The 25,580-nt window shown below is 65.1% G+C and carries 22 protein-coding genes and 1 pseudogene; 9 read left to right on the top strand and 14 right to left on the bottom strand.

All coding sequences use genetic code 11. The annotated features are described in order from the left end of the window. Positions 1-326, bottom strand: a pseudogene (locus JHD67_RS12655) (urocanate hydratase); the annotation flags it as partial. 234 nt (positions 327-560) lie between these two features. Between JHD67_RS12655 and JHD67_RS12650 the strand changes: the two are divergent. Continuing rightward, positions 561-2,057, top strand: a complete 1,497-nt coding sequence (locus JHD67_RS12650; protein WP_199099542.1) for a DNA-3-methyladenine glycosylase 2 — start codon at positions 561-563, stop codon at positions 2,055-2,057. Continuing rightward, the gene (locus JHD67_RS12645; protein ID WP_199099541.1) at positions 2,057-2,578 is read left to right on the top strand and encodes a methylated-DNA--[protein]-cysteine S-methyltransferase; all 522 of its coding nucleotides are present in this window, start codon (positions 2,057-2,059) and stop codon (positions 2,576-2,578) included. Before JHD67_RS12650 ends, JHD67_RS12645 begins: the two co-directional genes overlap by 1 nt. Before the next feature lie 15 nt (positions 2,579-2,593). On the opposite strand, the gene JHD67_RS12640 is transcribed toward JHD67_RS12645, so the two are convergent. Continuing rightward, positions 2,594-2,905: a hypothetical protein gene (locus JHD67_RS12640; RefSeq protein ID WP_199099540.1), complete on the bottom strand. Its 312-nt coding sequence runs from the start codon at positions 2,903-2,905 to the stop codon at positions 2,594-2,596. A gap of 87 nt (positions 2,906-2,992) precedes the next feature. Here JHD67_RS12640 and JHD67_RS12635 point away from each other — a divergent pair, with 87 nt between their 5' ends. Next, on the top strand, positions 2,993-4,270 hold the full coding sequence (locus tag JHD67_RS12635) for an ectonucleotide pyrophosphatase/phosphodiesterase (protein WP_199099539.1): 1,278 nt from the start codon (positions 2,993-2,995) through the stop codon (positions 4,268-4,270). Between the two features lie 58 nt (positions 4,271-4,328). Here the strand turns inward: JHD67_RS12635 and JHD67_RS12630 are convergent, their stop codons facing one another. Beyond that, a complete protein-coding gene (locus JHD67_RS12630) occupies positions 4,329-4,712 on the bottom strand; it encodes a VOC family protein (RefSeq protein WP_199099544.1) in 384 nt (127 codons plus the stop codon). A 37-nt stretch (positions 4,713-4,749) separates the two neighbouring features. Further along, positions 4,750-6,024, bottom strand: a complete 1,275-nt coding sequence (locus JHD67_RS12625; protein WP_233171859.1) for an MFS transporter — start codon at positions 6,022-6,024, stop codon at positions 4,750-4,752. A gap of 259 nt (positions 6,025-6,283) precedes the next feature. Here JHD67_RS12625 and JHD67_RS12620 point away from each other — a divergent pair, with 259 nt between their 5' ends. Beyond that, positions 6,284-7,996 (top strand): diguanylate cyclase, encoded by a 1,713-nt coding sequence (locus JHD67_RS12620; protein ID WP_199099537.1) that lies wholly within the window; start codon positions 6,284-6,286, stop codon positions 7,994-7,996. Positions 7,997-8,026: 30 nt separating this feature from the next. Here the strand turns inward: JHD67_RS12620 and JHD67_RS12615 are convergent, their stop codons facing one another. From JHD67_RS12615 to JHD67_RS12595, 5 genes are all read right to left on the bottom strand, one after another. Further along, positions 8,027-9,052: an alpha/beta hydrolase-fold protein gene (locus JHD67_RS12615; RefSeq protein WP_199099536.1), complete on the bottom strand. Its 1,026-nt coding sequence runs from the start codon at positions 9,050-9,052 to the stop codon at positions 8,027-8,029. 5 nt (positions 9,053-9,057) lie between these two features. Continuing rightward, positions 9,058-12,063: a glycoside hydrolase domain-containing protein gene (locus tag JHD67_RS12610; protein WP_199099535.1), complete on the bottom strand. Its 3,006-nt coding sequence runs from the start codon at positions 12,061-12,063 to the stop codon at positions 9,058-9,060. A gap of 102 nt (positions 12,064-12,165) precedes the next feature. Next, complete coding sequence (locus JHD67_RS12605; RefSeq protein WP_199099534.1) at positions 12,166-13,152, bottom strand: multidrug resistance efflux transporter family protein; 987 nt, start codon at positions 13,150-13,152, stop codon at positions 12,166-12,168. Positions 13,153-13,265: 113 nt separating this feature from the next. Further along, positions 13,266-14,627 (bottom strand): HAMP domain-containing sensor histidine kinase, encoded by a 1,362-nt coding sequence (locus JHD67_RS12600; protein ID WP_199099533.1) that lies wholly within the window; start codon positions 14,625-14,627, stop codon positions 13,266-13,268. After that, positions 14,624-15,310 carry a response regulator transcription factor gene (locus tag JHD67_RS12595; protein ID WP_199099532.1) on the bottom strand — a complete coding sequence of 229 codons (687 nt, stop codon included), beginning with the start codon at positions 15,308-15,310 and terminating at the stop codon, positions 14,624-14,626. Before JHD67_RS12595 ends, JHD67_RS12600 begins: the two co-directional genes overlap by 4 nt. Before the next feature lie 152 nt (positions 15,311-15,462). On the opposite strand from JHD67_RS12595, the gene JHD67_RS12590 reads away from it, so the two are divergent. Beyond that, on the top strand, positions 15,463-15,966 hold the full coding sequence (locus tag JHD67_RS12590; RefSeq protein ID WP_199099531.1) for a Spy/CpxP family protein refolding chaperone: 504 nt from the start codon (positions 15,463-15,465) through the stop codon (positions 15,964-15,966). Positions 15,967-16,070: 104 nt separating this feature from the next. Here JHD67_RS12590 and JHD67_RS12585 read toward each other — a convergent pair whose 3' ends face one another. Next, the gene (locus JHD67_RS12585; RefSeq protein WP_199099530.1) at positions 16,071-17,186 is read right to left on the bottom strand and encodes an aldo/keto reductase; all 1,116 of its coding nucleotides are present in this window, start codon (positions 17,184-17,186) and stop codon (positions 16,071-16,073) included. 103 nt (positions 17,187-17,289) lie between these two features. Between JHD67_RS12585 and JHD67_RS12580 the strand changes: the two genes are divergently transcribed. Continuing rightward, entirely contained in the window at positions 17,290-18,207 is a 918-nt protein-coding gene (locus JHD67_RS12580; protein ID WP_199099529.1) for a LysR family transcriptional regulator, read from the top strand. Here the strand turns inward: JHD67_RS12580 and JHD67_RS12575 are convergent. Continuing rightward, positions 18,204-18,374, bottom strand: coding sequence for a hypothetical protein (locus JHD67_RS12575; RefSeq protein WP_199099528.1), 171 nt, complete (start codon positions 18,372-18,374; stop codon positions 18,204-18,206). The two genes, JHD67_RS12580 and JHD67_RS12575, sit on opposite strands and share 4 nt — an antisense overlap. A 133-nt stretch (positions 18,375-18,507) precedes the next feature. After that, positions 18,508-19,875 (bottom strand): formimidoylglutamate deiminase, encoded by a 1,368-nt coding sequence (locus JHD67_RS12570; RefSeq protein WP_199099527.1) that lies wholly within the window; start codon positions 19,873-19,875, stop codon positions 18,508-18,510. Positions 19,876-19,955: 80 nt separating this feature from the next. On the opposite strand from JHD67_RS12570, the gene JHD67_RS12565 reads away from it, so the two are divergent. The 3 genes from JHD67_RS12565 to hutI are packed head-to-tail and all read left to right on the top strand — an operon-like array spanning position 19,956 to position 24,249. Continuing rightward, on the top strand, positions 19,956-21,530 hold the full coding sequence (locus JHD67_RS12565) for a bifunctional GNAT family N-acetyltransferase/carbon-nitrogen hydrolase family protein (protein WP_199099526.1): 1,575 nt from the start codon (positions 19,956-19,958) through the stop codon (positions 21,528-21,530). Further along, positions 21,527-23,020: a chloride channel protein gene (locus JHD67_RS12560; RefSeq protein WP_199099525.1), complete on the top strand. Its 1,494-nt coding sequence runs from the start codon at positions 21,527-21,529 to the stop codon at positions 23,018-23,020. Before JHD67_RS12565 ends, JHD67_RS12560 begins: the two co-directional genes overlap by 4 nt. Beyond that, the gene (gene hutI, locus JHD67_RS12555; RefSeq protein ID WP_199099524.1) at positions 23,017-24,249 is read left to right on the top strand and encodes an imidazolonepropionase; all 1,233 of its coding nucleotides are present in this window, start codon (positions 23,017-23,019) and stop codon (positions 24,247-24,249) included. The genes JHD67_RS12560 and hutI overlap by 4 nt, the downstream gene beginning before the upstream one ends. Before the next feature lie 123 nt (positions 24,250-24,372). Here hutI and JHD67_RS12550 read toward each other — a convergent pair whose 3' ends face one another. Then, complete coding sequence (locus tag JHD67_RS12550; RefSeq protein WP_199099543.1) at positions 24,373-24,534, bottom strand: 30S ribosomal protein THX; 162 nt, start codon at positions 24,532-24,534, stop codon at positions 24,373-24,375. A gap of 69 nt (positions 24,535-24,603) precedes the next feature. Next, complete coding sequence (locus JHD67_RS12545; protein WP_199099523.1) at positions 24,604-25,578, bottom strand: cation diffusion facilitator family transporter; 975 nt, start codon at positions 25,576-25,578, stop codon at positions 24,604-24,606. Between the last annotated feature and the right edge of the window lie 2 nt (positions 25,579-25,580).

Raw genomic sequence — 25,580 nt, 5'->3', positions numbered from 1 at the left:
AGGTTGGAGTTGGCCAGCAGCACGCGTGGCGCGTCCGCATGCGTGGGAAACACGCCGACCGGCTTGCCGGACTGGATGAGCAGGGTTTCGTTGTCGTTGAGCTGGCGCAGCGCGCGCAGGATGGCATCGAAACATTCCCAGTTGCGGGCAGCGCGGCCAATGCCGCCATACACCACCAGTTCGGCCGGGTTCTCCGCCACCTCCGGGTCGAGGTTGTTCTGCAGCATGCGGAACGGCGCCTCGGTGAGCCAGCTCTTGCAGCTGAGTTCGCTGCCGCGGGGCGAACGGATGGTGCGCGTGGTGTCGATACGGGTCGGAGCGTTCATGGAAAGCATCGCAGCCAGGGAGGAAACCTCGATTGTGGCGAGCCGAGCCGTTGCCCGCAAACCGCAGCGCGTCAAAGCGCGATGCCCGCGCCGTCGCCGCGCGGTTGCGACACCCGCACCCGCCAGAATGGGCGAACACACGCCCAACACGCGTCGACGACGGGCCTGCGGCCCTTCAGCATAGATGTCCGAAAACGGCGAGTCGGGGGCACCATGCGGTGCTAGCCTGCTGCCATGTCATCCCACACTGACCCCACGCTGCCGGATGAGCGGACCTGCGAACAAGCCCGACTGAGTCGGGACGCGCGCTTCGATGGCCTGTTCTTTACCGCCGTCACCAGCACGCGCATCTATTGCCGACCGGTATGCCCGGCGCCCTCGCCCAAGCCGCAGAACGTACGTTATTACGCCAGCGCCGCTGCGGCGGAAGCGGCCGGCTTTCGCCCCTGCCTTCGTTGCCGCCCGGAACTAGCGCCCGGCAACGACGCCTGGCAGCGCGGCGATCACGTCATCGCCCGCACGCTCAAGCTGATGGATAGCGGCGGGTTCGACGAACTTAGCGTCGACGCCATGGCCGAACGTGTGGGGCTGGGTGCGCGTCAGCTTCGCCGCCTGTTCGTCGAGCGCCTGGGCGCTCCGCCCATCAGCGTACACACCACGCGCCGTCTGCTGTTCGCCAAACAGTTGCTCACCGAAACCGCGCTACCGGTGACTGAAGTAGCGCTGGCATCGGGTTTTGGCAGCCTGCGCCGTTTCAATGCCGCGTTCCTGCAAGCTAATCGCATGCCCCCGCGAGAACTGCGTCGTCATCCGCATCGGATCGATGGGAATGCGATCACCCTACGCCTGGGCTATCGCCCGCCGTACGACTTCGACGCGATGCTCGCGTTCCTGCGTGGCCGCGCATTACCGGGCGTGGAAGCCGTGGACGATCACAGCTACGCGCGTGTATTCGGCGATGCCCAGGCACCCGGGTGGCTACGCCTGAGCGCATGGCCCGGCGACGAGCACGCCTTGCGGCTGCAACTGCATTGCCCGCAGCCGAGCCACATGCTGGGCGCGGTGACCACCTTGCGACGCATGTTCGACCTGGACGCCAACCCGCAATCCATCGGTGATGCGCTCAAGGACAGCGCCGAGCTCAAGCCGCTATGGCGCAAGCGCCCCGGCCTGCGCTTGCCGGGTAGCTGGAATGGGTTCGAGATGGCGGTGCGTGCCATCCTTGGACAGCAAGTGAGCGTGGCGGCGGCGCGTACGCTGGCCTCGCGCATCGTGCAGCGTTATGGCACGCCGGTGGCGGACGTTCCGGTGCCGGGCCTCGAACGCTTGTTTCCCGGCCCGGAAATTCTGGTGGACGCGGATCTGCGCGAGATCGGCCTCACCAGCGCACGCGCCACCACCGTGCGTGGCGTGGCACAGGCGCTGCTGGATGGCCGCATCGACTTTCGCAGCGAACAGCCACTGGATGAATTCGTGGAGCGCTGGGTAGCGTTGCCCGGCATCGGCGAATGGACGGCGCACTATCTGGCCATGCGCGGGCTCAGCCATCCCGATGCCTTTCCCGCCGCCGACTTGATCCTGCGCCGGGCGGCCGCTACGGATGGCCCGGAACTGAGCACCAAGGCACTCACCGCACTGGCCGAGGCGTGGCGTCCGTGGCGCGCCTATGCCGTAATACATTTGTGGCGCAGCACCAGCGACGCCGCTGCGCCCACGAAAAAGGTCCGCTGATGTCCACCATGCCGCGTCTTTGGTACGACGACCTGCCCACGCCCATTGGCCTGCTCCGCCTGGTGGCTGACGACGAGGGGCTACGCGAGATCTGGTTCGACAGCGGCAAGCATCAACGCGCACCGCAACCCGGCTGGATGCGGGCAGCCACCGATCCACTGGTGCAGGCCGCACAGCAGCTGGAAGAATATTTCGCCGGCACGCGTCAACACTTCGCACTGCCCTTGCGTCCGCTTGGCACACCGTTCCAGCTGGAGGTGTGGCACGAGCTGGCCCGCATACCCTATGGCAGCACCATCAGCTACGGCGAGCTGGCGCGGCGCATCGGGCAACCGCAGGCCATGCGTGCGGTTGGCGCGGCGAACGGGCGCAATCCGCTGCCCATCGTGCTGCCCTGTCATCGCGTGATCGGCAGCAACGGCAGCCTCACCGGTTTCGGTGGCGGGCTGCCCACCAAACGCTACCTGTTGGCGCTGGAAGATCGCATCGTCCACGGCGATCTGTTTCTCAGCGCTCGCTAAGCGGGCTGTCCTGCCCTAGCGCCCATTTTCCACGGGCGGCGTCACGGCGTTCCGGTATTGATCCAGTGGCGCGCGCGGTCGCTGCTGCGGGCGCGGCGCGGTGCGCGTGGTATCCGCTTCAGCGACCGCGGCAGGCGCCGTGGGTGCGGTCTTGGCACCATCGGCTGCCGTAGCAGGCGCCTTGACCACCCTGGTGCCCGAGGCAGCCGCTCCGCTGCGAACGGCATTCACTGAAGCGGGACGCGCCGCGCCGGCAACCGACGACGCCGATACGGGCGACTGCTGCGCGTACGCCTGCGCCGTCCAGCCGGCCAGTAGAAAACTCACGATCCATCCTAGATTTCGCAAGGCACGTGTAATGGTCATACAACTACGCGAAGATATGGGGTTTTCATACATCGTACGGACCCACTCATGAAAATACTGTTTCGCCTGCTGCTCTGTTCGCTGATGGTGCTGGGAGCCGGCTGCGCCACGCAGCAGCCGACCGCAGCGCCCTCCGCGCCCACCGTCGCCACGGCGAAACCGGCTGCCGCCCCGCTGTTGTTGATCTCCATCGACGGCTATCGCGCCAACTACATTGAACGTGGGCTAAGCCCCACGCTGGCGAGCCTCGCCAAGCAGGGCGTGCAGGCCATCGGCATGCAGCCCTCGTTCCCCTCGCTGACCTTCCCCAACCACTACACCATCGTCACCGGCCTGCGTCCGGACCACCACGGCATCGTCAACAACACAATGTCCGATCCGGAGCTGGGCAAGTTCTCGCTGAGCGACCGCAATGCCGTCGGCAACGGTCGCTGGTGGGAGGAAGGCACCCCGCTGTGGGAGACCGCCGGCAACCACGGCATGAAGAGCGGCACCATGTTCTGGCCCGGCTCGGAAGCGGATATCCACGGAAAGCACCCGGACTACTGGCGCTCGTTCGACGGTAACGTTCCGCCCACGCAGCGTGTCGACCAAGTGCTGGCCTGGCTGGATCTGCCCGCCGGACAACGCCCGGGCTTCCTCACGCTGTACTTTGACGAGGTGGATCACGCCGGCCACACCTATGGCCCGGATACCCCGCAAGTGGATCAGGCCCTGCGCGACACCGACGCCGCCCTCGCCCATCTGGTGCAAGGCCTTCAACAGCGCGGCCTGCTGGACCGCATCAACCTGATCGTGGTGGCCGACCACGGCATGGCACCGGTGCCGGCGAACCAGACCGTGCTGCTGGACAAGCTGATCCCGTTGCGTCGCGTGGACGTGGTGAGCCTGGGCGTGCTGGCCGGCCTCAATCCCCTGCCGGGCCAGGATTTCGCCAAGATCGAAGCGCAGCTGGAAAAGCCGCAGAAGCACATGACCTGCTGGGACAAGTCACGCGTGCCGGCTCGCCTCGCCTATGGCAGTAACCCGCGCGTGCCGCAGCTGCTGTGCCTGGCCGATGTGGGCTGGCGCATTTCCACCTCTGACTTCGTGAGCAAGCGCAAAGGCAAGCTCAGCCTTGGCGAGCACGGCTACGACAACCAGGCACCGGAGATGCAGGCCCTGTTCGTGGCGCACGGCCCGGCGTTCCGCCAGGGCATTACGGTGCCGTCGTTCTCGAACGTGGACGTGTATCCGCTGATGGCTCACCTGCTCGACCTGCCGCCCGCCGCCAATGACGGCGACTACCAGCAGGTCAAGGACATGCTCAAGCCGGAAGCACGATAAGCCGGCATCGTGGTCTGCGAAAGGCGAGGCCAGCGTGCCTCGCCTTTCGCCACATCGCTTAGGCGACGTACCGACTCACTTCGATCAGGTTGTTATCAGGGTCGCGCAAATACACCGACTCGATGGGGCCGCGTGCGCCAGTACGCATGACCGGCCCCTCCTCGATGCGCACACCTTCATGCGCAAGATGCGCGATGACGTCATCCATGGCGCATGCGGTGATCAGGCACAGATCCACCGATCCTGGCGTGGGATGTCGTGCCTTAGGCTCGAACTCCTTCCCCTGCTGATGCAGGTTGAGCTTCTGTGCACCAAACGTCAGCGCCTTGCGGCCCTCGCCAAAGGTCACCTCCTGCATGCCCAGCACGCGCTTGTAGAACGCGCAGGTGGCGTCCACGTCCGCGACGGTAAGGACGAGATGGTCAATGGCATCGATCTTGATATCAGTACGCATGGGACATGACTCACCGGGGCATGACTTATTGGGGAATGGGTGGCTCGGTGCCCGGTGATGGCGGCCCCGGCAGCGGCGCAAGCCGATACAGACGCCAGGCAATCAACAAGCCGGCGAACACCAGCGCCATCACGAAACACACCACGCCGTTCCAACCATGGGCGGCGTAGAAAAGTCCCCCGGTGGCGCCCGCAAGGCTCGAACCCATGTAGTAGGAAAACAGATACATCGACGAGGCCTGGGCTTTGGCATGGCCGGCGCGCCGTCCCACCCAGCTGCTGGCGATGGAGTGGCCGCCGAAGAAACCGAAGGTCACCGCCACGATGCCGAGCACGATCAACGGCAAGGACGATAGCGCCGTCAACGCCACGCCCAGCAACATCAGGGCGAACGCGGTCCATAGCACCTTGCGACGCCCCAGACGTCCGGCCAGATGCCCCATCCACGCCGAGCTGAAAGTGCCGATCAGATAGACGCTGAAGATCGCACCCACCACCGCTTGCCCCAGCGCATATGGCGCGGCCAGCAAGCGATAGCCAATGTAGTTATAGACGGTGACAAACGCCCCGAGCAGCAGGAAGCCTTCGGCGAAAAGCCACGGCAAACCAGCATCGCGAAAGGCCAGACGGAAGCGACCGAGCAATTGACCCAGATGCAAAGGCTGACGCAGGTGATGGCGCGACGGTGGCAGGCTGCGCCAGAACAACAACCCGGACACCAAACCAATCACCCCTACGGTCGCCACGCCCCAGCGCCAGCCCACGAAATCGGCGAGCACGCCGGCCACCAGCCGCCCGCCCATGCCTCCGATTGCGTTACCACTGATGTACAGGCCCATGCCCAATCCGATGGAATCGGGATGCATTTCCTCGCTCAGGTACGTCATCGCCACGGCAGGCAAGCCGCTCAGCGTGATGCCCAGCAGCGCGCGCAGGATGAGTAGCATGTGCCAATTGGGCACCCATGCCGTCAGCAATACCAGCACGGCGGAAGACAGCAACGAGGCCGTCATCACCGACTTGCGACCCCAGGCGTCGGACACCCCGCCGGCGAACAACATGGCGAACGCCAGCACGCCGGTGGTGAGCGACAGCGACAACGCCGCCGTGGCCGCACTGACCCCATAGTCCTTGCTGAACTCCGGCATCAGCGGCTGCGTGCAGTAAAGCAGGCCGAAGGTCGCCACACCGGCCGCAAACAGCGCCAGATTGGTTCGTCGGAAAATCGGGGTGCCATGGCGGATGAAATCGTGCGATTCAAGTTCCGGCGGATCCTGCCGATGCGCTGCTCGGGGTTCCAACGAATGCCCCTGTTGCGTTGCCATGGGTCAACGGTTGCTCACATCAATGAAGCGCCAAGCATAGAACTTGCCGCCACACGGATCGACCCATGGCTCAAACGCCTGTTTGGAATACGCTTTTGGGGCGCCGTAAGTGCGACTTCGGCCCTCCGGGCAGACCGGAAAACGTGATACATAGAGTCCAGGGAGATCTCACCCGACGGAACGGATGAGTTCGATCACCGGCAATTGGGGGCCGGGTTATAAAAAAGGGGGGGGAATGCTGCATCGCACACCCGTGGTGTTTTTTTTCGCGTGCATGATCGCTGGGCTTTGCGCACTCGTGGTGCACGCCTCGCCAGCCGCCATGCCGGCACCCGCACTGAAGATCGCCGCGCTGCCGCCCACCCGGGTGGCTCCGTCGCCTATGGATGTGGTGCGCGGCCGCCTCGACGCCGCCTTTGATCCCAGTGCGTCGCCCTACACCGTCAATGCGGTGGAGAGCCAGCGCTGGTATCGCCTCACCCTCACCCATGACTGGAACCAGGCCACCGCGCCGGTGCTGAGTTTTTCGGGCGCCACCTACATTCGCATCACGGTGTATGCGCCGCCGGACTACCGTCCGCAAGCGCTGTGGTTCACGCAGATTGAAAAGGCGCCGCGTTTCTCGCGCCATCATCTGGCGCTGGAACTGCCCCAAGGTCTACGCGCCGAACAACCCATCTACGTGCAAGTCGCCGCCGACAGTTTTACCCGGCCCATCCGGCCCGAACTGACCGACCTTGCCAACTACCAGGCCGACGACCTCACCCACGTTCGCCTGTGCACGCTGTTTGCCAGCGTGCAGTTCACCATGATCCTTGCCGCGCTGTGCCTTTGGATGGTGTTGCGCGATCGCGTGCTGGTGTATTTCATCGGTTACGCCGCGTGCCAGCTGATCTACCAGATGCTGGTCAGTGGCGAAATGTATGAGCTGCCCGGTGCCAGCCTGTTGGTGCCACTGGGCCCGCATGCGCTGTGGCTGTTTGCGGCGCTCAGCGCGCCACTGTCGATCTCCTTCATCCTGGAATTCTGCGAGCTTCGCCAGATCACTCCATGGGCGGCACGCATGCTTGGCTGGATGCGCTGGCCTTATCTGGTGGCCGCACCGCTGCTGTGCTTTCCGTTTGCCGAACGCGTGCATGCGCTGGCCAATGCGTTCAACCTGTGGTTCATGTTCTCCTCGCTGTGGGCGCTGGGGACGGTGGTACTGGCAGTGTTGCGGCATGGACGGCAGGCGCGTTTCTTCCTCATCGCGTGGATGCCGCAGGTGCTGCTGACTTTCCTGCGCGTCGCCCAGCTGCTGCTGTCGCTGGATCAGCCACGCTGGCTGGAGTACGGCTTTCCATTCACCATGGCCTTCGCCAGCATCGTCATCACCATTGGCCTGGCTGACCTTTCGCTACGGGCGCGCCGCGAGCGCGACATGGCACATCACCTGGCCGACCACGACGCGCTCACCGGCATCCTCAACCGCCGCGCCCTGGTCAAGCGGCTGCACACCGGCATCACCGAGGCGCGCCTGCAACGCGAGCCGCTGGCGCTGCTGTTCCTGGACATGGATCACTTCAAGTCGATCAACGATCGCTTCGGGCATCCGGTGGGCGATGCCTGCCTGCGCGCGGTAGCCGAGTCGATTGCCGACGAGCTTCGGCCCACCGATTGGCTAGGGCGCTATGGCGGCGAGGAGTTCGTAGTGGGCTTGCCTGGTGCCTCGCACGACAACGCCATGTCGATCGGCGAACGCATTCGCCAGCGCATCGAAACCCTGCAGGTGCATTTCCGTGGCAATACCGTGCAAACCACGGTGAGTCTCGGCGTGGCGAGCCTGCAAGGCTTGGCCGATACCGCCGACGACCTGATAGCGCGTGCCGATGCGGCGCTCTATCGCGCGAAGACGGATGGCCGCAACCGTATCGCGGCCCATCCGCCGCTCGCCGCCGCCGAGCGCTGACGCCAGGCCGTCCGGTCCGCCGCGACCATGTCAGCGCGTGGCCTGCGTGGCCCGCGAGGAGGCATCGGCCACCGGAAACGCCCACACCAGAAACGCGGGCAATACGCGCTTCCAGGTGGCCTGATTGTGTTCGCCGTCCGGTAGCAGATAAAACACCACGCCCGCATGGGTAGCCGGATGCTGCGCGCCGCCCATGTCCACCGCATAACCGAGATCGCGCAAGCCTGGGCGCAACGTGCCGTCGGGCGCGCGAAAACCCTGCACGAGATCCTGCACATCTTCAACCGCATCGATGATGCCGTTGCCGTTACGGTCGCTGGTTTCCTCGCGACCACCCACCGACAACCACAGCCGCAATCCTGCGGGCGCCTTGCCCTGCCGCACCATGGCGTGCGCCAGCCGGGTGTTTTCCACGGCATCGGCATTGCTGCGATCGGCCGCCAGCCATAACGAGGGCGAAAACGCACCGACTTGACCGAACACCTCCGGATACTGCCAGCCCAGGTTGAACGCGTTGAGCCCACCCAATGACCAGCCCAGCATGGCGCGCTCCCGCGCCCATGCCTTCGTGCGGTAGTGCGCGTCGATGTACGGCACCAATGTCATCGCCAGCCACTGCGAATAGTCGTAAGCCTTGCTGCCGATCGGACCGATACGCGAGTCACCCACCACACTGCGCCGCAACCTTCGATCGGATAGCCCGTAACCGGATGCGCGATCCTTCAGCATATCGACGGCGACCACGATCACCGGCGCCATCGCGTGCTGCGCGTAAAGTCGCGACAGGGTTTCCTCCAGGCCTACCGCCGCCATGTCCTGGCCGTCGTTGGCGTACAGCACGGGATAGCGTGTCCCCATGGCGGCGTCGGCCGCGTAACCCGGAGGCAGGTAAAGCGTGACCTTGAGTGGTTCTGGTGCAACCGCCGGTGCGTCCATGGCGAGATGGACCACGTCCAGCGCAGGCGGCTGGGTGGCCTGCACCGTCGATACCATCGCCCAAACGCCCGCCGCCGCCATCAAGCACGCCACCCATCCTCCACGCAGACGCCGACTCATGCGCTTCACTCCACCACGATCAGCCAGCCCTTGCCGGGCTGCACCGGGATGCTGTCGCCCACCTTGAACTGCGCGGCCGGCTGGAAGCCCTCCACCGCACTCGCCGAGAGTGTGGCCTTGCCGGGCGTCAAGCCCAGCGCTTTCCAATCGATGGCCAGCTTCACCTGCACGGGCTGCGGTGCCCACGATGCCAAAGCGATCAGCGTCTTCTTGCCCTTGCGCACATAGCTGGTCACCAGCACATCGTCGCGATCGGTCTTGATCGGCGTGTCATGGACCCACCACCCCACCATGTCGGCCTGCTCGATGCCAAATGCATCCCACAGCGCCCACAGCCCGCGCGGATCGCTGCCCGCGGACCAACCCAGACGGTTGGTCATGCCGAACAACATGCCGCGCCAGGGGTTGCCGTCGTTCTGCAGCATCTCGCCCATCAGGCCATAGGGAATGCCGGATATCTCGGTGAGCCAGTAGCGGGGTGAGGTTTTCTCGTAATCGAATTCCTCGCCGAACCACAGCCTGTCGATGTACGGGAACAGCTCCATGTAGAGCAATGCACTGTTGATATAGCCATCGCGCGGGTTGTACTGGCTGGCCGAATGCAGGTCGATCAGCGGATCGGGGCGGTGCGCCTGCAACACCTTGCGCACGCGCTTCATGGTGGTGCGGTCATAGGCCACGTCGTCCAGATACAGCCCATCGATGCCAACGTTGCGCGCAAGCCAATCCAGGCCTTCGATGTAGTAGTTATGCCAGCGACTCTGCCCCGCATTGATCACCGCCGCGTCGCGATTCTCGGGCACATGCCACGCGGCGATGTAATCGCCATCCATATGCTCCTGCAACCAGGAGAAACCCCCGCCCTTACCGCTGCTGATGACCTCGTGCCCCAGGCTTTCCAGCATGGGCAGCTCTGGCGCGCGATCGGACAACTCCCGCACGGTGTCGTAGATCTTCACGCGCATGCCGCGTTGATGCGCGGCATCGATATAGGCACGCATCGCATCCGCTTCCAGGAACGGATAGTTGATCCACGGATTGATGGGCGTGGCGTGATGGATATTCACCACATTGGCGTCATCGGCCTTGATGCTGTCCAACTCGCCATACTTGTGGAAGAAACGTTCGGAGAAATGTTTAGCCGGATCGATCGTCTTGAACGGCGTGACACGCATAACGATGTCATAGCGCAAGGTTTCGCCAGCCTGCATCTGGCGTGGACCGCTGAAGGCCTGTACGGCGTAGTCTCCCTGCGCGCGGTGCAGGCGGATACCGCCCTGGCCGCCGTTGTCCCAGGACACCGGCAGGCGCAGCGGCTGCTGGTGATAGAAGTTGGTATTGAGCGGGCGCTGGTAGTGCTCGTCGCGCAGATGAAACTCCAGCCCGGCGTTGACCGTTCCGATCCAGGCGCCGTCCTGGTTGTTCTCGACGTTCCACTTCCACTGGAAATCGGCCGGCACATCGTCGCCCTGCCGGCCCAGCCCCAACTGGTACTGCGCCACCTCCTTGCGCAGCGGCAGTTCCAACCGGATGTCGCGCAAGCGGATGGCCTGCGCGGCAGTGAGTGCGATGGCATAGACCAAGCTGCCATCCGCTTCCAGGCTCGCCTGCACATCACCCTGCAAGGGCCCGGCCTGGCCGGCAACGTGCCAGTGCACTTTGGCGTCCCCATCGCGCTGAATGCCGGGTATGCCTTGCGCCGTCAGCGCGTGGTCACCCTGTTCGTCCTGCACGATCAGACGCATCGGCGCGGCCAGCATGGCCTTGGGCGTTTGGCTGAAGCCCGTCATGCGTTCGTTGAAGCGGCTGGTGATCTGCGATGGCAGGCCCGTACTGTCCAGTCGAAGCTCTCGCCCGAGTATGCCCAGTGCATCGCCACGAACCGTGATCGCCGTAAACGGCTTCACCAGCGTATCGTCCTGCGCCAGCGTGGAATTGAGCCAACGCAAACGGGTGAGCTGGAACGGATCGTTGTCGCCATGCGCGATCGCCTTCTCCTCACCCACCGTGATCGTCAGCGGCACCGTCTGCGCGGAAACGCCATCGGCCGACACCGTTAGTTCGCCGCGATAGACGCCGGGCATAGCGGTGCTGGGCACATCCAGGCCCACCCACAGCGGCTGTACGCGACCCGCCGCCACGTCGACCCGCGCGGTGAAAGGCTTGCCGGTGAAATCCACGCCGCCGAGATTGAAGCAGGTGAACGCGCCGGCAGGTATGCGCGCACCACCTTCACTGACCAGATCGCCAACATGCAACTGTACGTTTTCCACCTTGCCGCGCGGCGCCCAGGCGCCGACCTGAAAACTCAGGTACTCGCCGCCCTTGACCTGATCCGCCAAGCCGCCGCCGGGACCACGTTGTGCCCAGCGCGCAGGCAACGCATCGAACATGCGGGTGGGATAGGCGCGTGTTTCGGGAAACAGCAGCAACGCGTCATGCGCATGCGCGGCCAGTAGCGCCTGCAACTCCTGTGGCGTCGCCGTGCGCTCCATCTCGGTATAGGCATCGAAATCGTCAACCGCCTCGTAACGCAACACTTGTGCTTGCGGCAGCGCACGCCATGCGCTCGCGCCGGTGCCCACCTTGTGCGTCCATGCGGCATCGGCGCTATATGTGGGCGGCTGATAGGTGACGGTGGGGTAGTTGCTGCGTCCCTTGCTGAGGTAAGGCTGGTAGTACACGGCATACGTGCCGGCCTGCTTTGCCTCGAACACCAGTTCGCCCTGAGCGCGATCGATGCTTGCGCGCAACACATTGGCTACAGGCTGCCCTTGGGGGCCAACCACGATCACGGCCACCTGTTCGGGGTGCGCATCGCGGCGACGCCAAGGAATCACCACATGCACGGCCGTGGCCGGTGCATTCACCTGCAACAGATAACGATGGTTGCCCAACGCATCGGCGGACCAGCGCAGCGGAGGCTGCGCTGGCGCGACCTGGGCACCCGCTGCCGATACCGACCCGAGCAAGATGCCCGCCACCATCCAAGCACTACGCCGCTGACCCATCGCCACTCCACCTCACCCCAGAAAGTCGATCGCTTCGCGAGCCACCGAAACCCAAGTGTTTACCTTGAGGCAAGGCGTGCGGGCAAGTTCCACAAGTGCAGGTCAGGCGCCCCGATCACTGCGCAGGCTACGCACTTCCTCATCGTGCCCTGCTGCCGCGCGTCCACTGAACCAGCCAAACAGGGCGATGCCGATGACGATCATCAAGGCTCCCCACGCCGAGTAACCCTGCGGCCACGGCTCGCTGAGGAAGCACGCGCCGATCACCGTGGCGAACAGCAGCTCGGCCGCCTGCATCGCCTCCACCGCCGCCAACGCGGTGGGCTCGCTGCGCACCCTATCGGTGGCGCGGAAAAACAGCACCGTCGCAATGACGCCCGAGGACAAGGCAACGCCACCGGCGAGCCACACCTCGCGCAGGCTGGGCGGCCCCACCGTCACCCAGGTCACCGCGGCCAGCAGCAACCAGCATGGCCAACTACACAGCGTCATGCCGAACACACGCTGGGTCGCGCCGATAGGTGTGCCGCTGTGCTCCAGGTGCAGCAGCAACATGCGGTTGCCCAACGGATACGCGAAGGCGGAAAACACCACTGCCGCCATCGCCAACCAGTCGCTTGCATGCAAGCGCCCTTGCGCGTGACCCCATTGCAGCGCGAATACGCCCGCCACGATCAGCACGCCAATCGCCAAGCTACGCCACGCCAGGCGTCGGCGCTCGTCTCGGTAGATAAGCGGCGCGAGCAGTGGGCCGGCCAACACGGTCGTCTGGAAACTGCCCGCCACCAGCCACGAGGGGCCGCTGTTGGCGGCCCAAGTCAAGGGCAGGCCGAACAGCACAAAGCCCACGCCGCTCCACAGGAACCACTGCCGCGGGTAGCGACGCAGCTCCTGTGGCAAGGCACCCAGCCCGCCTTGCAGGGGCAGCACCAGCGCCAGTAGCGGCAAGGTCATCAGGTAACGCAGGATCACCGCCCACGCCCAGTGACCGCCGCCCGCCACCAGGCTGCGGTTGAGCACATAGGTCATGGTGAAGAACAGCGCGGCAGCCAGCGCCAGACCCACCGCGGAGAAAGCGTTCGAACGCATCGGCATTCCACAAACCAAAGGCTGGAGTGTGGCAAATGCGGCCGCGTTTTCGAAGGCCGTGGCGCGCTCGTCGCAGGGCCGGCGTATGCGCCTTCCGCGCGTAGACCGGTTCTTCAGGCTGCCGCGATCAGCGGCAAGCGCAGACGTACCTCTAGGCCACCGCCCTCCGCGTTGCTGGCGACGACATCGCCGCCATGCGCACGCGCTACCCGCTCCACGATGGCCAGGCCCAGGCCGTGACCGTCGGCGCGCGCGGCATTGCTGCCGCGGAACAACGGGCGGAACAACGAGGCCAGTTCGGCCGGCGGCACGCCAGGCCCGTAATCGCGTATCGACAACTCCGCCCGCCCCGCTTCGCTGTGCGCACTCACCTGCACGCGTCCGCCATCGGGGCTGAACTTGATGGCATTGGCAATAAGGTTATCCAGCGCGCGCTCCAGCAACATGGCATTGCCGGACACGGTAAGCACGGCCTGCGCACTCACCTCCATGGCAATGCCGCGCGCCTGTACTTCCACCTGCGCACGGTCCACGCACTCGCGCAACAGGGCGTCGATATCCAGCGGCTCGCGATTCTCACCGGGAATGCCGCCCTCCAGACGCGACAGCGCCAGCATTTCGCCAGTCATGCTGTCCAGCCGGGTGATCTCCTGCTCCGCCTGGGTGAAATAGCGCTCGGCTTCATCGCTATCGCGCCCCCGGCGGGCCAGGTCGATGATCAGGTGCAGCCGTGCCAACGGCGAACGCAGTTCGTGCGACAGGTCTTGCAGCACACTGCGGTCGTGCGCCACCAATGCCTCGATGCGCTCGGCCATGGCATCGAAATCCTGGGCGAGCTGGGCCAGTTCGTCGTGGGCGTGACGACTGCGGCCGTCCACCCGGGCCGACAACTCGCCAGCGGCCATGCGCCGGGTCGCCGCGCGAATCGCCTCCACCGGCCTGGCCACGCTGCGCGCCACCCACCAGCCGACCAGACCGATGAACACCAGCGACAAGCCGCATTGCATCGCCAGGAAAATCGATTGCCGTGCGCGCGGACGCAACCGCGAATGGCTGCGGCTCAACGCCACCAGTTGCCGGGTATGACCGTCGCTGCCCTGAACCTGCTGAACCGCCAGATACAGATTGGGCCACGGCTGCAACACCATGTCGCGGTGTTCGGCCAGCCAGCTCGGCAGGGAATTCACTACCGACGATGGCATGCGCACCGGCACCAGCGCGCGGCCATCCTCGTACAAGGTGGCTTCGATACCTTCGCGCCGCTGTTGCGCCGACCAGTCTTCCAGCCCCGCCGCGCCGCCGGTTTCGAACGCCTGGTCGGCGCTTTCGCCAAGTGCCGACCAGTTGATCTCCACCGCCGTGGTGTACTCGATAAAGCGCTGGGTGAGAAATCCGCCGAGCACCAGCGCCAAAGCGTTGGCCGCGCAAAACAGGATCAACAGGCGCCAGTAGAGCGAGCTCTTGAACGGACTCATGCGCCACCCGTGACCAGGCTGTAGCCCGAACCACGCACCGATTCGATGCGCGGTGACTGGCTGGACGCTTCGGCCAGCTTGTGGCGCAAGCGGCTTACATGCACGTCAATGCTGCGATCGAAACGCTCCAGTTCGCGGCCCAGCGCCATGCGCGTGAGCGTGGCCTTGTCCACCAGTTCGCCGGCACGCTGGCTTAGCGCCAACAACAACTGAAACTCGGCGCCGGTCAGCGACAACTCCCGCTCGCCGACATAGGCGCGACGCTCGCTGGGCTCCAGCCGCAACAGGCCCACTTGCAGGGAACCGGCGACCACCGGCGAGGCGCGGCGCAGCTGCACGCGCACACGCGCCAGCAATTCGCGCGGCAGGCACGGTTTGGTGAGGTAATCGTCCGCGCCCAGTTCCAGGCCGACCACGCGGTCCACCGGCTCGCCCTTGGCCGACAGCATGATGACCGGCAGGCGATGCTTGAGGCGCAACTCACGCAGGGTATCGAGGCCATCGCGGCCGGGCATCATCACATCCAGGATCAGCAGATCCGGCCGCGTGGATGAGTTATGCAATTGCGCCAGGCCCGTCTCGCTGTCGTGGGCCACGTCCACCACAAAGCCTTCGCGCTGCAGGTATTCCGCCAGCAGACCAGCCAGGGCGCGGTCGTCATCAATAATCAGAATCTTTGGCATGGTGATCCGTCGCTCCGGGGGCCATTCAAGCCACGCCCGGTGAGGAAGGCTAACGGCTTTACCCTTCTTTACCTTTCGGCAAAGAACATACACATAGCGCTGTCGTCAAATGGACACCACCCCAGTTCACTACAACGACACAGGAGTTCCCCATGCGCAAGAACGTCAAGCTCGCCCTGGCTCTCGCCTCGGCCCTGGTCATGGCCCCCCTCGCCATCGCCGTCGCCCAGGATGGCGGTCCGAACGGCGGCTGGCACGGCGGCCACGGTGGCCACCACGGCGCGTTCCAGGCCCTCGGCAAACTCAACCTCACCGACGCCCAGAAGGCCAGCATCAAGCAGATCATGCAGACCGCCATGGCCCAGGGTAAGACCCAGCGTCAGGCCCTGCACCAGCAGCGCGAAGCGTTTGAGGCGCTGACCCCGAACCAGGCCGGCTACCAGGCCGCTGCCGCCAGCCTCGCACAGGCCGAAGGCGCCGCCGCTCAGGCTCGCGTGCAGCAGCGTGCGGCCATCCGCGCCCAGGTCTACGCCCTACTCACCCCGGCCCAGCAGCAGCAGCTGGCCGCCAACAAGGCTCAGCAGCAGGCTCGCCGCCAGCAATGGGAGCAGTTCAAGGCCCAGCATCCGGTGTCGGGTACCAACTCGGCCCAGTAATGGGGCTACGCCATAACAACAAAGGCGCCTCCTCTGGCGTCACCTAGCAACGCGGCGCCAGCCTGCATGCTGGCGCCGCTTCTTTTGGGCGAGCCGCAGTAGCCTCAATCGGTCTTGAAGTTCCCCGCCACCTGCGCCGGAACGTAAACCGGCGGTGCGTATCCGGCCGGCTTGCTGCCCACGGCCACGCCGCCGTGAATGCGAGACTGCTGCACGTCGCCAAAGAACCAGTAGGGAAAGGCCGCCTCCAGCGCGCTGGCCTCTTCCAGCTTGGCGCGCAACGCGGCGGGGATCGCAAACGAGAGCGCCGCCAGGTTGTCCTCGAGCTGGGCCAGCTTGGTGGCGCCCACGATCACCGAGGCAATGCCCGGCTGCGTGGCCACCCAGTTGAGGGCGACCTGCGCCATCGGCTTGCCCATCGCGGCGGCAACCTCTTCCAGCGCGGCGACGATGCGCCAATTGCGCTCGGTGAAGCGATCGAAGCCCGGCGTGCCGGAGATCTTGGCCAGGCGCCCCTCCCCCGTGCCCCCGTCCTGGCTGGGCTTGTACTTGCCGGACAACAGACCCATGCCAAGCGGGCTCCAGGCCGTGATGCCCATGCCCAGTTCCGCGCCCATCGGCACGAACTCGTGCTCGATATGGCGTTCGATCAGCGAGTACTCCAACTGCAGGTTCACCAGTGGCGTCAACGCGTGCGCCTCGGCATAGGTCTGCGCGCGTGAGGCGTACCAAGCCGGCACGTCGGAAAGGCCGGCGTAACGGATCTTGCCCGCGCGTACCAGATCATCCAGCGTGCGCACCACTTCTTCGGCCGGGGTTACGCGATCCCAGGTGTGCAGCAGGTAGAGATCGATGTAGTCGGTACGCAGGCGGCGCAGCGAGCCTTCCACCGCACGCAGGATATTCTTGCGACCGTTACCGCCGGCATTGGGGTTGCCCGGCTGCGCGTTGTAGCTGAACTTGGTGGCGAGCACCACGCGATCGCGCGTGCCGCTGTCCTCGATGAAACGACCCAGCAATGCCTCGCTGGCCCCATCGGTATATAGGTCGGCGGTATCGAAGAAGTTGCCACCGGCAGCGAGATAGCGATCGAACATGGCGCGGGCGGTGTCCTGCGCCGCGCCCCAGCCCCAGTTGTCACCGAAGGTCATGGTGCCCAGGGCAAGGCGGCTCACGCGCAGGCCGGAGCGGCCGAGGGTGTAGTAGGTATCGAGTGACATGGAAGGCTCTCTGCGGAGGGTGGAAACTGGAAGCCAGTCTGCGCCTTGTCATTGCCCGGAAAAATCCGCATCTTGTGAATGCTTCTTTAAGCAGGGCTAACAAATGCGCACCGACGACACCAGCGCCCTTCGCGCCTTTCGGCTCATCGCCCGCCATGGCAGCTTCACCCGCGCCGCCGCCGAGCTTGAGGTAACGCCCTCCGCGCTTAGTCAGAGTTTGAGCCAGCTGGAAAGTCAGCTTGGCGTGCGCCTACTACAACGAACCACACGCAAGGTCGGCCTGACCGAGGCCGGACACGCCTTCCTGGAGCGCATCGCCCCTGCGCTCAATGACATCGACGACGCCATCGCCGCCCTGCGCGACCACAGCGACCGTCCCGTCGGCACGCTGCGCATCGCGGTACCGCAGATGGTGCTCGATCACCTCATCACGCCATCGCTGGCCGCGTTCATGCGGGCGTGGCCAGAGCTGCGGGTGGATATCCACGTGGATAACCGGCTCACCGACCTGGTCGCCGAAGGCTTCGATGCCGGCATTCGCCTGGGAGAGCGCTTGGCGCGCGATGTCGTTGCGCTGCCGCTGGGCGGCATGCAGCGGGCGGTGGTGGTAGCCTCACCCATTTACCTCGCGCAACGCGGCCGCCCGCGTTCGCCCGAGGAGTTGTCCGCGCACGATTGCGTGCGCTATCGCTTCAGCAGCGGCGCCATCTATCGCTGGGAATTTGCCCATCCGCGCGGCAGCAGCAAGGGCCGCTGGTTCGCTATCGATGTGGATGGCCCGCTCACCACCAACGATCCGACGCTGGCGGTGCATGCGGCCATCGACGGCCTGGGACTCACCCACATGATGGAACCCTCCGCACGCGCCGCCATCGCCACCGGCCAGCTCGTACCGGTATTGGAGGAATGGCTACCGCCGTTCGAGGGTTTCTATCTGTATTACCCCAGCCGCATGCAGCTGCCACCCAAACTGCGCGTGTTCATCGAGCACCTGCGCGCTCACCTGGCCGCCAGTGGTTAACCGTGCCAGTGACCGGAAACCCACACGCCTGTCGGCGCCCAATAACCCGGCACCCACACGCGAGCCACGTAGTGCGGGCGCGGCGCCACCACCACGCAGCCGGTCAACGAGAGCAATGCGCTGGACATAACGGCAAAACCAAGACTAATCAGCATGAGTTTGCGCATGACGCGCTCCCTGGAAGTGGACTTGTTCCGAAGAACGCCTTCCCGGCGGGCGCGCTGACGCATGAACTTCCTGTCGATGGCGGCTATTCATACATTCGGCAGCCACCGTTCATGCTGTCCTGAAGCTTGCTGGTCAGCCTTGCGCCAGACGCTCCACGGTGGAGCGGTAGCGCGCAGCGATACGTTCTTCATCACGGTGCACAAAGTCGCGAACCACCCATTCGCCGCCGACCATCACATCGCGCACCAGCGGCACGTTGCCGGCAAACAGGAAGCTGTCGATCACCGAGCGCTCGTCACGCGCCGCCAGCACTGGCGCGCGATCGTCCAGTACCAACAGATCCGCACGCGCCCCCGCACGCAACTCGCCCACCGGCATGCCGGCCGCCAGTGCGCCGCCGCGCAGCGAAGCAGCCCACAGCATTTCGCCCACGCTGTCGCCTTGCTGGCGCGCTGCAATGTTGCGATGACGTGTGGATAAGCGCTGCCCGTATTCCAGCCAGCGCAGTTCCTCCACCGGCGACACGGAGATATGCGAATCGGAGCCGATGCCAAGCACGCCATGGGCATCGATATAGTCGGCCAGCGGGAACAGGCCATCGCCGAGGTTGGCTTCGGTGGTTGGGCACAAGCCCGCCACCGCACCGCTACGCGCGAGCGCCGCGGCTTCCTCGTCACTGAGATGCGTCGCGTGGACCAGCGTCCAGCGCGCGTCCACCTGGGCGTGATCGAGCAGCCATTCCACCGGTCGCGCGCCACGCGTGGCCAGGCAGTCCTGCACTTCACCGATCTGCTCGGCAATGTGGATATGGATAGGACGGTGCGTGCGTGCTTCGGCTGCCAGCACGTCGCGCATCGCCGCCTCCGGCACGGCGCGCAGAGAGTGCAAGGCCACGCCCACACGCAGGCGCTCGTTCTCATGGGCGCGCAACGCGTCGAGCAGGCGCAAGTACGACGGCACATCATGACCAAAGCGACGCTGACGGGGCACCAGCGGACGTCCGTCGAAGCCGCCGGTCATATACAGCACCGGCAACAAGGTCAGCGCGATACCCGCCTCGCGCGCCGCCTCGATCAGGGCCAGCGACATGGTTTCGGGCTGGGCGTACGGCGTGCCGTCCGGCTGATGATGCAGGTAGTGGAACTCGCACACCTGCGTGTAGCCACTCTTGAGCATTTCGACATACAACTGGGCGGCAACAGCCTTCAGCTCCTCCGGACCGATCGCGGCGGCGAACGCGTACATGGTTTCGCGCCAGGTCCAGAAACTGTCGTCGCTCTTGCCCTTGCGCTCAGCCAGACCGGCCATGGCGCGCTGGAATGCGTGCGAATGCAGGTTAGGCATGCCAGGCAATACCCAGTGCCCCAGGCGCTCGCCGCGGCCGGGTTGCAGCCCCGTCACGTGGCCGCCGTCATCGATCTGCACACCGGCGTCACGCGTCCAGCCTTGCGTGGTCCACAGGCGATCTGCCGTGTAATGGGTAGGGATCGTGCCAGCCATCGACCTGCTCCTTGGGAAACCCCGCGAGTGTAACCCCTCCTCGCGCCGCGTCGTTCAGCCCGCTGCGGCATAATGCGCGGATGGCCAAGAAAACTCAGGAACACGCCCCCAAGCTGCTGGTGCGCCAGGCGCGACCGGCCGATGTCCCCGCCCTGGTGGACCTGACCGCTCGCGTCTACACCCCCGAATGGGGCCATTCGGCGGAGATGCTTCGCTCGCAGCAGACGCATTTCCCGGAAGGTCAGTTCGTGGTCGAGTACGAAGGCAAGCTGGTCGGCTACTGCGCCACCTTTCGCATCGACGAAGCGACCGCGCTGGCGCCGCACACCTGGATGCAGATCACCGGCGGCGGCATGGCTTCGCGCCATCGCCGCGACGGCAACTGGCTCTACGGCATGGAAGTGGTGGTGCATCCGGATTACCGCAACATGCGCATCGGCCAGCGCCTGTATCAGGCACGCAAGCGCGTATGTACCGACCTGAAGTTACGCGGCATCGTGTTCGGCGGTCGCATCCCGGGACTTGCGCGCAACATGCAGCGCTACGGCAGCGCCGAGGCTTATGTGCAAGCCGTGGTGGAGGGCAAGCGGCGCGACCTCACCTTGAGCTTTCAGCTCAGCAACGAGTTCGAAGTGATCGGACTCCTGCGCGCCTACGTGCCATCCGATTACGATTCCTTGGGCTATGCCGCACACCTTGTGTGGCGAAATCCTCAACTGCTCAACCAGCCGGACATCCCGTCGATTCCCTCGACCCAGCCGCTGCCCGATCAAGTGCGCGTGGCTTCGGTGCAATACCAACAGCGGCGCATCCGCTCGTTTGAGGAATTCGCCACGCAGGTGGAGTACTTCACGGATATCGCAGCCGACTACAACGCGGACTTCGTCACCTTTCCCGAGTTGATCACGCTGCAGCTGCTGTCGATAGAAAACGAGGAACTCTCCCCCGTCGAATCGATCCGCAAGCTCAGCCAGTACACGCCACAAGTGAAGGAACTCTTCAGCCGGCTGGCCGTTCACTACAACATCAACATCATCGCCGGCTCGCACCCCACCGAGCAGACCAATGGGGACATCCATAACGTCTGCTATGTATGCCTGCGCGATGGCTCGATCCACGAGCAGGAGAAGATCCACCCCACGCCCAGCGAGCGCACCGTGTGGAACATCACCGGTGGCGACACGGCGGCCACCATCCAGACCGACTGCGGCCCCATCGGCGTGATGATCTGCTACGACTCGGAATTTCCCGAAGTGGCGCGCCACCTCACCGATCAGGGCGCCTTGATTCTGTTCGTACCCTTCTGCACCGATGTGCGTGAGGGTTACCTGCGCGTGCGCTACTGCTCGCAGGCGCGCGCCATCGAAAACCAATGCTACGTCGTGCTCTCGGGCAACGTGGGCAACCTGCCCGGCGTGAACAACTTCGATATCCAGTACGGGCAAAGCTGCATCCTCACGCCCAGCGACTTCCCGTTCGCGCGTGATGGCATTGCCGCCGACTCCACGCCCAATATCGAGACTGTGCTGTTCGCCGACCTGCACCTGGAAAGCCTGGCGCGCGCCCGCAATGCCGGTGCCGTGCAGAACCTGAAGGATCGTCGCTTTGATCTCTACGAAACGCGCTGGACTCGCAAATCGGAAGGCTTGTCATGAGTGAGGGCGACGCCGGCCATTCGCCGGCCAAGGATAGCCGCCGCCAGCGCCTGACCGATTCGGAACTGTTCTCACCGATCGAGTGGCGCCGACGCATTTTGTTCTGGAGCGGTGCGGTACTGGTGGGCCTGGCTGCGGTCGGCTTTGCACAAGCGGCCGACTGGGCGTTTGGCGTGTTCCACGGCGTGGTCGAGCACAATCGCCTGTGGGCGTTTCTCATCACCCCGCTGACCTTCGCCCTGCTGTCCTGGCTCACCCAGGGCGTGCTCAAGCCGACACGCGGCTCAGGCATTCCGCAAGCCATTGCCGCACTGAAGGTGGAAGACGAAAACTTCCGCCGCAGCCTGCTCTCCTTGCGCGTGGCCATCGGCAAGATGGCGCTGACCCTTGGCGCCTTGCTGGGCGGTGCGTCGGTGGGACGCGAAGGACCGACCGTGCACGTGGGTGCGGGCCTGCTCTATTCGCTCGGTCGCCGCTTCGGCTTCGCCGACCCTACGGCTGCCGGGCGCTTCATCCTGGCGGGCTCCGCCGCCGGCCTCGCCGCCGCGTTCAACACGCCGCTGGCGGGCGTGGTGTTCGCCATCGAGGAAATGAGTGGCGCGTTCGAGCATCGCATGAGCGGCACCTTGCTCACGGCCGTCATCGTGTCCGGCGTGGTGTCGCTCGGCATCCTCGGCAACTACGCGTACTTCGGTCATTTCGATATCAGCCTGCCGCTGGGCAAGGCGTGGCTGGCGGTGCTCGCCACCGGCATCGTCTGCGGCCTGGCCGGCGGCCTGTTCGCCCGCCTGATCCTGCCCAGCGATCATGGGCTGCGTGGCGTCGTGGGGCGTCTGCGCGGCCGCCAGCCGGTGCTGTTCGCCGCCGCTTGCGGCTTGGCCCTGGTGCTGCTCAGCCAGCTCACGCATACCGGCCTCTACGGCACCGGTTATGCGCAGGCCAAGGAGATCCTGGAGCAACACTCCGACACCGTAATGAGCTTTGGCGTACTGAAGTTCTTAGGCAATATCGCCTCGTTCTGGGCGGGTATACCGGGTGGCATTTTTTCACCCGCACTCGCCGTGGGTGCCGGACTGGGCCAGAACCTCAGCCTCATCCTGCCGGGCGTGGACCCTTCGGCCGTGGCCCTGCTCGCCATGGCGGCCTATCTCTCCGGCGTCACCCAGGCACCGCTTACCGCGACCGTGATCTCGATGGAACTCACCGCCAACCAGCAGATGGTGCTGCCCATCATGGCCACCTGTTTGCTGGCACGCGCCGCGTCTTCGCTGTTGTCGCGCAAGCCGGTATATCGCGCGCTGGCCGATCGCCTGATCGAAAGCTACGAGCACGAACTCGCCCGACGCGCCGCCGAAGCGGCATCCGAAACACCGCTCGACGAACTGGATATCGCACCGATGGTGGAGGACCCGGCCACGCCGCTCCCGTCCAGCGACGACATGCCCGACAACCTGCCGCCCGGCCACCCGCCCGATCATCACCGCCCATGACAACACCCTGGAATCACCTGCTGCTGGATGCCACGCTTGCCACGTTCACCGGCGATGCGCCTTATGGCCTGATCGAGCGAGGCGCCATCGCGCTGCATCAAGGCCAGATCGCCTGGATCGGGCCGCAAGACGCGCTGCCGGGCACACCGGAGACGCTGGCCACGCACGTCGATACGCTCGACGGTGCCCTGGTGACGCCTGGCCTGGTCGATTGCCATACGCACTTGGTGTTCGGCGGCGAGCGCGCGCATGAGTTCGATCTGCGCCTCAATGGTGCCAGCTATGAGGACATCGCCCGCGCGGGCGGCGGCATCGTCTCCACCGTCAAGGCAACGCGCGAGGCAAGCGAGGACGCACTCTTTGCGCAGACCCTGCCACGCGCCCATGCCCTGCTCGCCGATGGCGTGACCACGCTGGAGATCAAATCCGGCTACGGGCTGGATCTGGCGTCGGAGCGACGCATGCTGCGCGTGGCCCGCCGTGTGGGCAAGGCGCTGGGCATGACGGTGCGCACCACTTTCCTTGGTCTGCACGCGCTGCCACCGGAATATCGCGATAACCGCGACGCCTATGTCGCCCTGGTCTGCGATGAGATGCTGCCGACGCTCGCCGCGGAAGGCTTGGTCGATGCGGTCGATGCGTTCTGCGAGAACATCGGCTTTACGCCCGCCGAAACGCGGCGCGTGTTCGAGCGCGCTACCCAACTGGGCTTGCCCGTGAAACTGCATGCCGAGCAGCTATCCGATCTCGACGGCGCGGCGCTGGTGGCCTCCTTCGATGGCTTGTCCGCCGATCACCTGGAATACCTGAGCGAACACGGCGTCCGCACCATGGCGCAGGCCGGTACCGTTGCCGTGCTGTTGCCCGGCGCGTTCTATGCGCTGCGCGAGACCAAGCTGCCGCCGATCGCCAGCCTGCGCGAGCACGGCGTGGCGATGGCCGTAGCAACGGACTGCAACCCGGGCACCTCGCCCATGCTGTCGCTGCGGCTGGCGGCCGGCATGGCCTGCACGCTGTTCCGCCTGACGCCGGAGGAAGCTTTGCGTGGCGTGACCGTACATGCCGCTCGCGCGCTTGGCCTGCATGATCGCGGCACGCTGGCCGTGGGTCAGCGCGCCGATATCGCGGTATGGAACGTTCGCCAGCCTGCCGAGCTGTGTTACTGGATCGGTGGCCAGTTGCTGCGCAAAGCCTTCCTGGGTGGCGAGCAGTTACCCGCGCAAGGCTGAGCCGGCGGCCAGCGTCAGTGCTGGTTGGTCGGCGTACATGTGAGCAGGGCGTCGCATGTGCGATTGGACAGGCACAAAAAAACCCCGCCGAGGCGGGGTTTTTTCTTGCGAAGCGGAAGTGGCTTAGGCCGACTTCTTCTTCGGAGCTGCCTTCTTCGCAGCGGCCGGCTTGGTCACGGTCGCCTTGGCACCGGCCACGGCCGGCTGCAGCGAGTGCGGGCGGCTGATGCCATAGCTGCCACGATAGGTCTTGCCACGACGGGTCCTACGATCGCCCTTGCCCATGGGGAACTCCTTGATTCGTTGGGTTAACACGGCCGACCATCGTATCAGCGACGGCCCAAAGCGCAATAGTCAGCGGTGGCCGTGCCCCGCACACCCACGCTGCTGGTCCGGACAATGCTCAGGATCCACCTGCACCGTCACGTGCTGGATGCCGTAGCGCTCAGCCAGCATTTGATTGATCGCCATGATGGCGGCGCCACTGCGATCGTTGTCATGCAACTCCACGTGCAAGGTGGCCATGCGCGAACCCGACGCCAACTGCCACACATGCACGTGATGGATATCGCGAATCGACGCATCGGCCCCGCGCAGGGCCTCGGCGACCACACCGGTGTCCATACCCTCGGGCACGCCCTCCAGCAGGATGTGCGCCGAGCGACGCAGCAAGCGCCACGCACTGTTGAGGATCAACAACGACACCAGCAACGATAGCGCGGGGTCGGCCCAGTTCCACCCCTTCCAGCGCACCAGCAGCGCGGCGACCACGGCCGCCACCGAACCGAGCAGATCGCCCAGCACGTGCAGCGTGGCGCCAGCGAGATTCACGTCGTCATGGGCGTGACCGTGCAGCGTGCGCAACACCAGCAGGTTCACCAACAGGCCGACCACGGCCACGACCAGCATCATGCCGGAAAGGATTTCGGTGGGTTGAAACAAACGCGTGATGGCTTCGTACGCAATGAAGGCCACCAGCGCAAACTGGGTCAACGCGTTGACGAAGCCCGCCAATACTTCCAGACGGCCATAACCGTAGCTGCGCCGCGCGTCGGCGGGTCGCTTGGCGAACCAGGCACCCATGACCGCCAGCAGCAGCGCCAGCGCATCGATCAGCATGTGGCCCGCATCCGCCACCAGGGCCAGCGAACCGGACCAGACGCCGCCGACGACTTCCACCACCATCATCAGCGCGGTGAGTACAAAGGCAAAGATCAGCTTGCGCTCGCGGCCGCCGAAGTGGCTGTGGTCATGATGATCGTGGCCGTTCGCGTGCCCATGGTGAGCATGGTCGTGATCGTGATGGGAATGCGCGGGTGTCGTACTCATGA

Origin of the sequence: Dyella sp. ASV21, assembly GCF_016428975.1 — a bacterium.
Classification (GTDB): Bacteria; Pseudomonadota; Gammaproteobacteria; order Xanthomonadales; family Rhodanobacteraceae; genus Dyella.
The sequence above is the reverse complement of the archived record's forward strand: the minus strand, read 5'-3'. Positions and strand labels throughout refer to the sequence as shown.

Coding starts and splice junctions, on each gene's coding strand:
- JHD67_RS12650 (WP_199099542.1), top strand. CDS start 561: ATGTCATCCCACACTGACCCCACGCTGCCGGATGAGCGGACCTGCGAA.
- JHD67_RS12645 (WP_199099541.1), top strand. CDS start 2,057: ATGTCCACCATGCCGCGTCTTTGGTACGACGACCTGCCCACGCCCATT.
- JHD67_RS12635 (WP_199099539.1), top strand. CDS start 2,993: ATGAAAATACTGTTTCGCCTGCTGCTCTGTTCGCTGATGGTGCTGGGA.
- JHD67_RS12620 (WP_199099537.1), top strand. CDS start 6,284: ATGCTGCATCGCACACCCGTGGTGTTTTTTTTCGCGTGCATGATCGCT.
- JHD67_RS12615 (WP_199099536.1), bottom strand. CDS start 9,052: ATGAGTCGGCGTCTGCGTGGAGGATGGGTGGCGTGCTTGATGGCGGCG.
- JHD67_RS12610 (WP_199099535.1), bottom strand. CDS start 12,063: ATGGGTCAGCGGCGTAGTGCTTGGATGGTGGCGGGCATCTTGCTCGGG.
- JHD67_RS12605 (WP_199099534.1), bottom strand. CDS start 13,152: ATGCGTTCGAACGCTTTCTCCGCGGTGGGTCTGGCGCTGGCTGCCGCG.
- JHD67_RS12600 (WP_199099533.1), bottom strand. CDS start 14,627: ATGAGTCCGTTCAAGAGCTCGCTCTACTGGCGCCTGTTGATCCTGTTT.
- JHD67_RS12595 (WP_199099532.1), bottom strand. CDS start 15,310: ATGCCAAAGATTCTGATTATTGATGACGACCGCGCCCTGGCTGGTCTG.
- JHD67_RS12590 (WP_199099531.1), top strand. CDS start 15,463: ATGCGCAAGAACGTCAAGCTCGCCCTGGCTCTCGCCTCGGCCCTGGTC.
- JHD67_RS12585 (WP_199099530.1), bottom strand. CDS start 17,186: ATGTCACTCGATACCTACTACACCCTCGGCCGCTCCGGCCTGCGCGTG.
- JHD67_RS12580 (WP_199099529.1), top strand. CDS start 17,290: ATGCGCACCGACGACACCAGCGCCCTTCGCGCCTTTCGGCTCATCGCC.
- JHD67_RS12575 (WP_199099528.1), bottom strand. CDS start 18,374: ATGCGCAAACTCATGCTGATTAGTCTTGGTTTTGCCGTTATGTCCAGC.
- JHD67_RS12570 (WP_199099527.1), bottom strand. CDS start 19,875: ATGGCTGGCACGATCCCTACCCATTACACGGCAGATCGCCTGTGGACC.
- JHD67_RS12565 (WP_199099526.1), top strand. CDS start 19,956: ATGGCCAAGAAAACTCAGGAACACGCCCCCAAGCTGCTGGTGCGCCAG.
- JHD67_RS12560 (WP_199099525.1), top strand. CDS start 21,527: ATGAGTGAGGGCGACGCCGGCCATTCGCCGGCCAAGGATAGCCGCCGC.
- hutI (WP_199099524.1), top strand. CDS start 23,017: ATGACAACACCCTGGAATCACCTGCTGCTGGATGCCACGCTTGCCACG.
- JHD67_RS12550 (WP_199099543.1), bottom strand. CDS start 24,534: ATGGGCAAGGGCGATCGTAGGACCCGTCGTGGCAAGACCTATCGTGGC.
- JHD67_RS12545 (WP_199099523.1), bottom strand. CDS start 25,578: ATGAGTACGACACCCGCGCATTCCCATCACGATCACGACCATGCTCAC.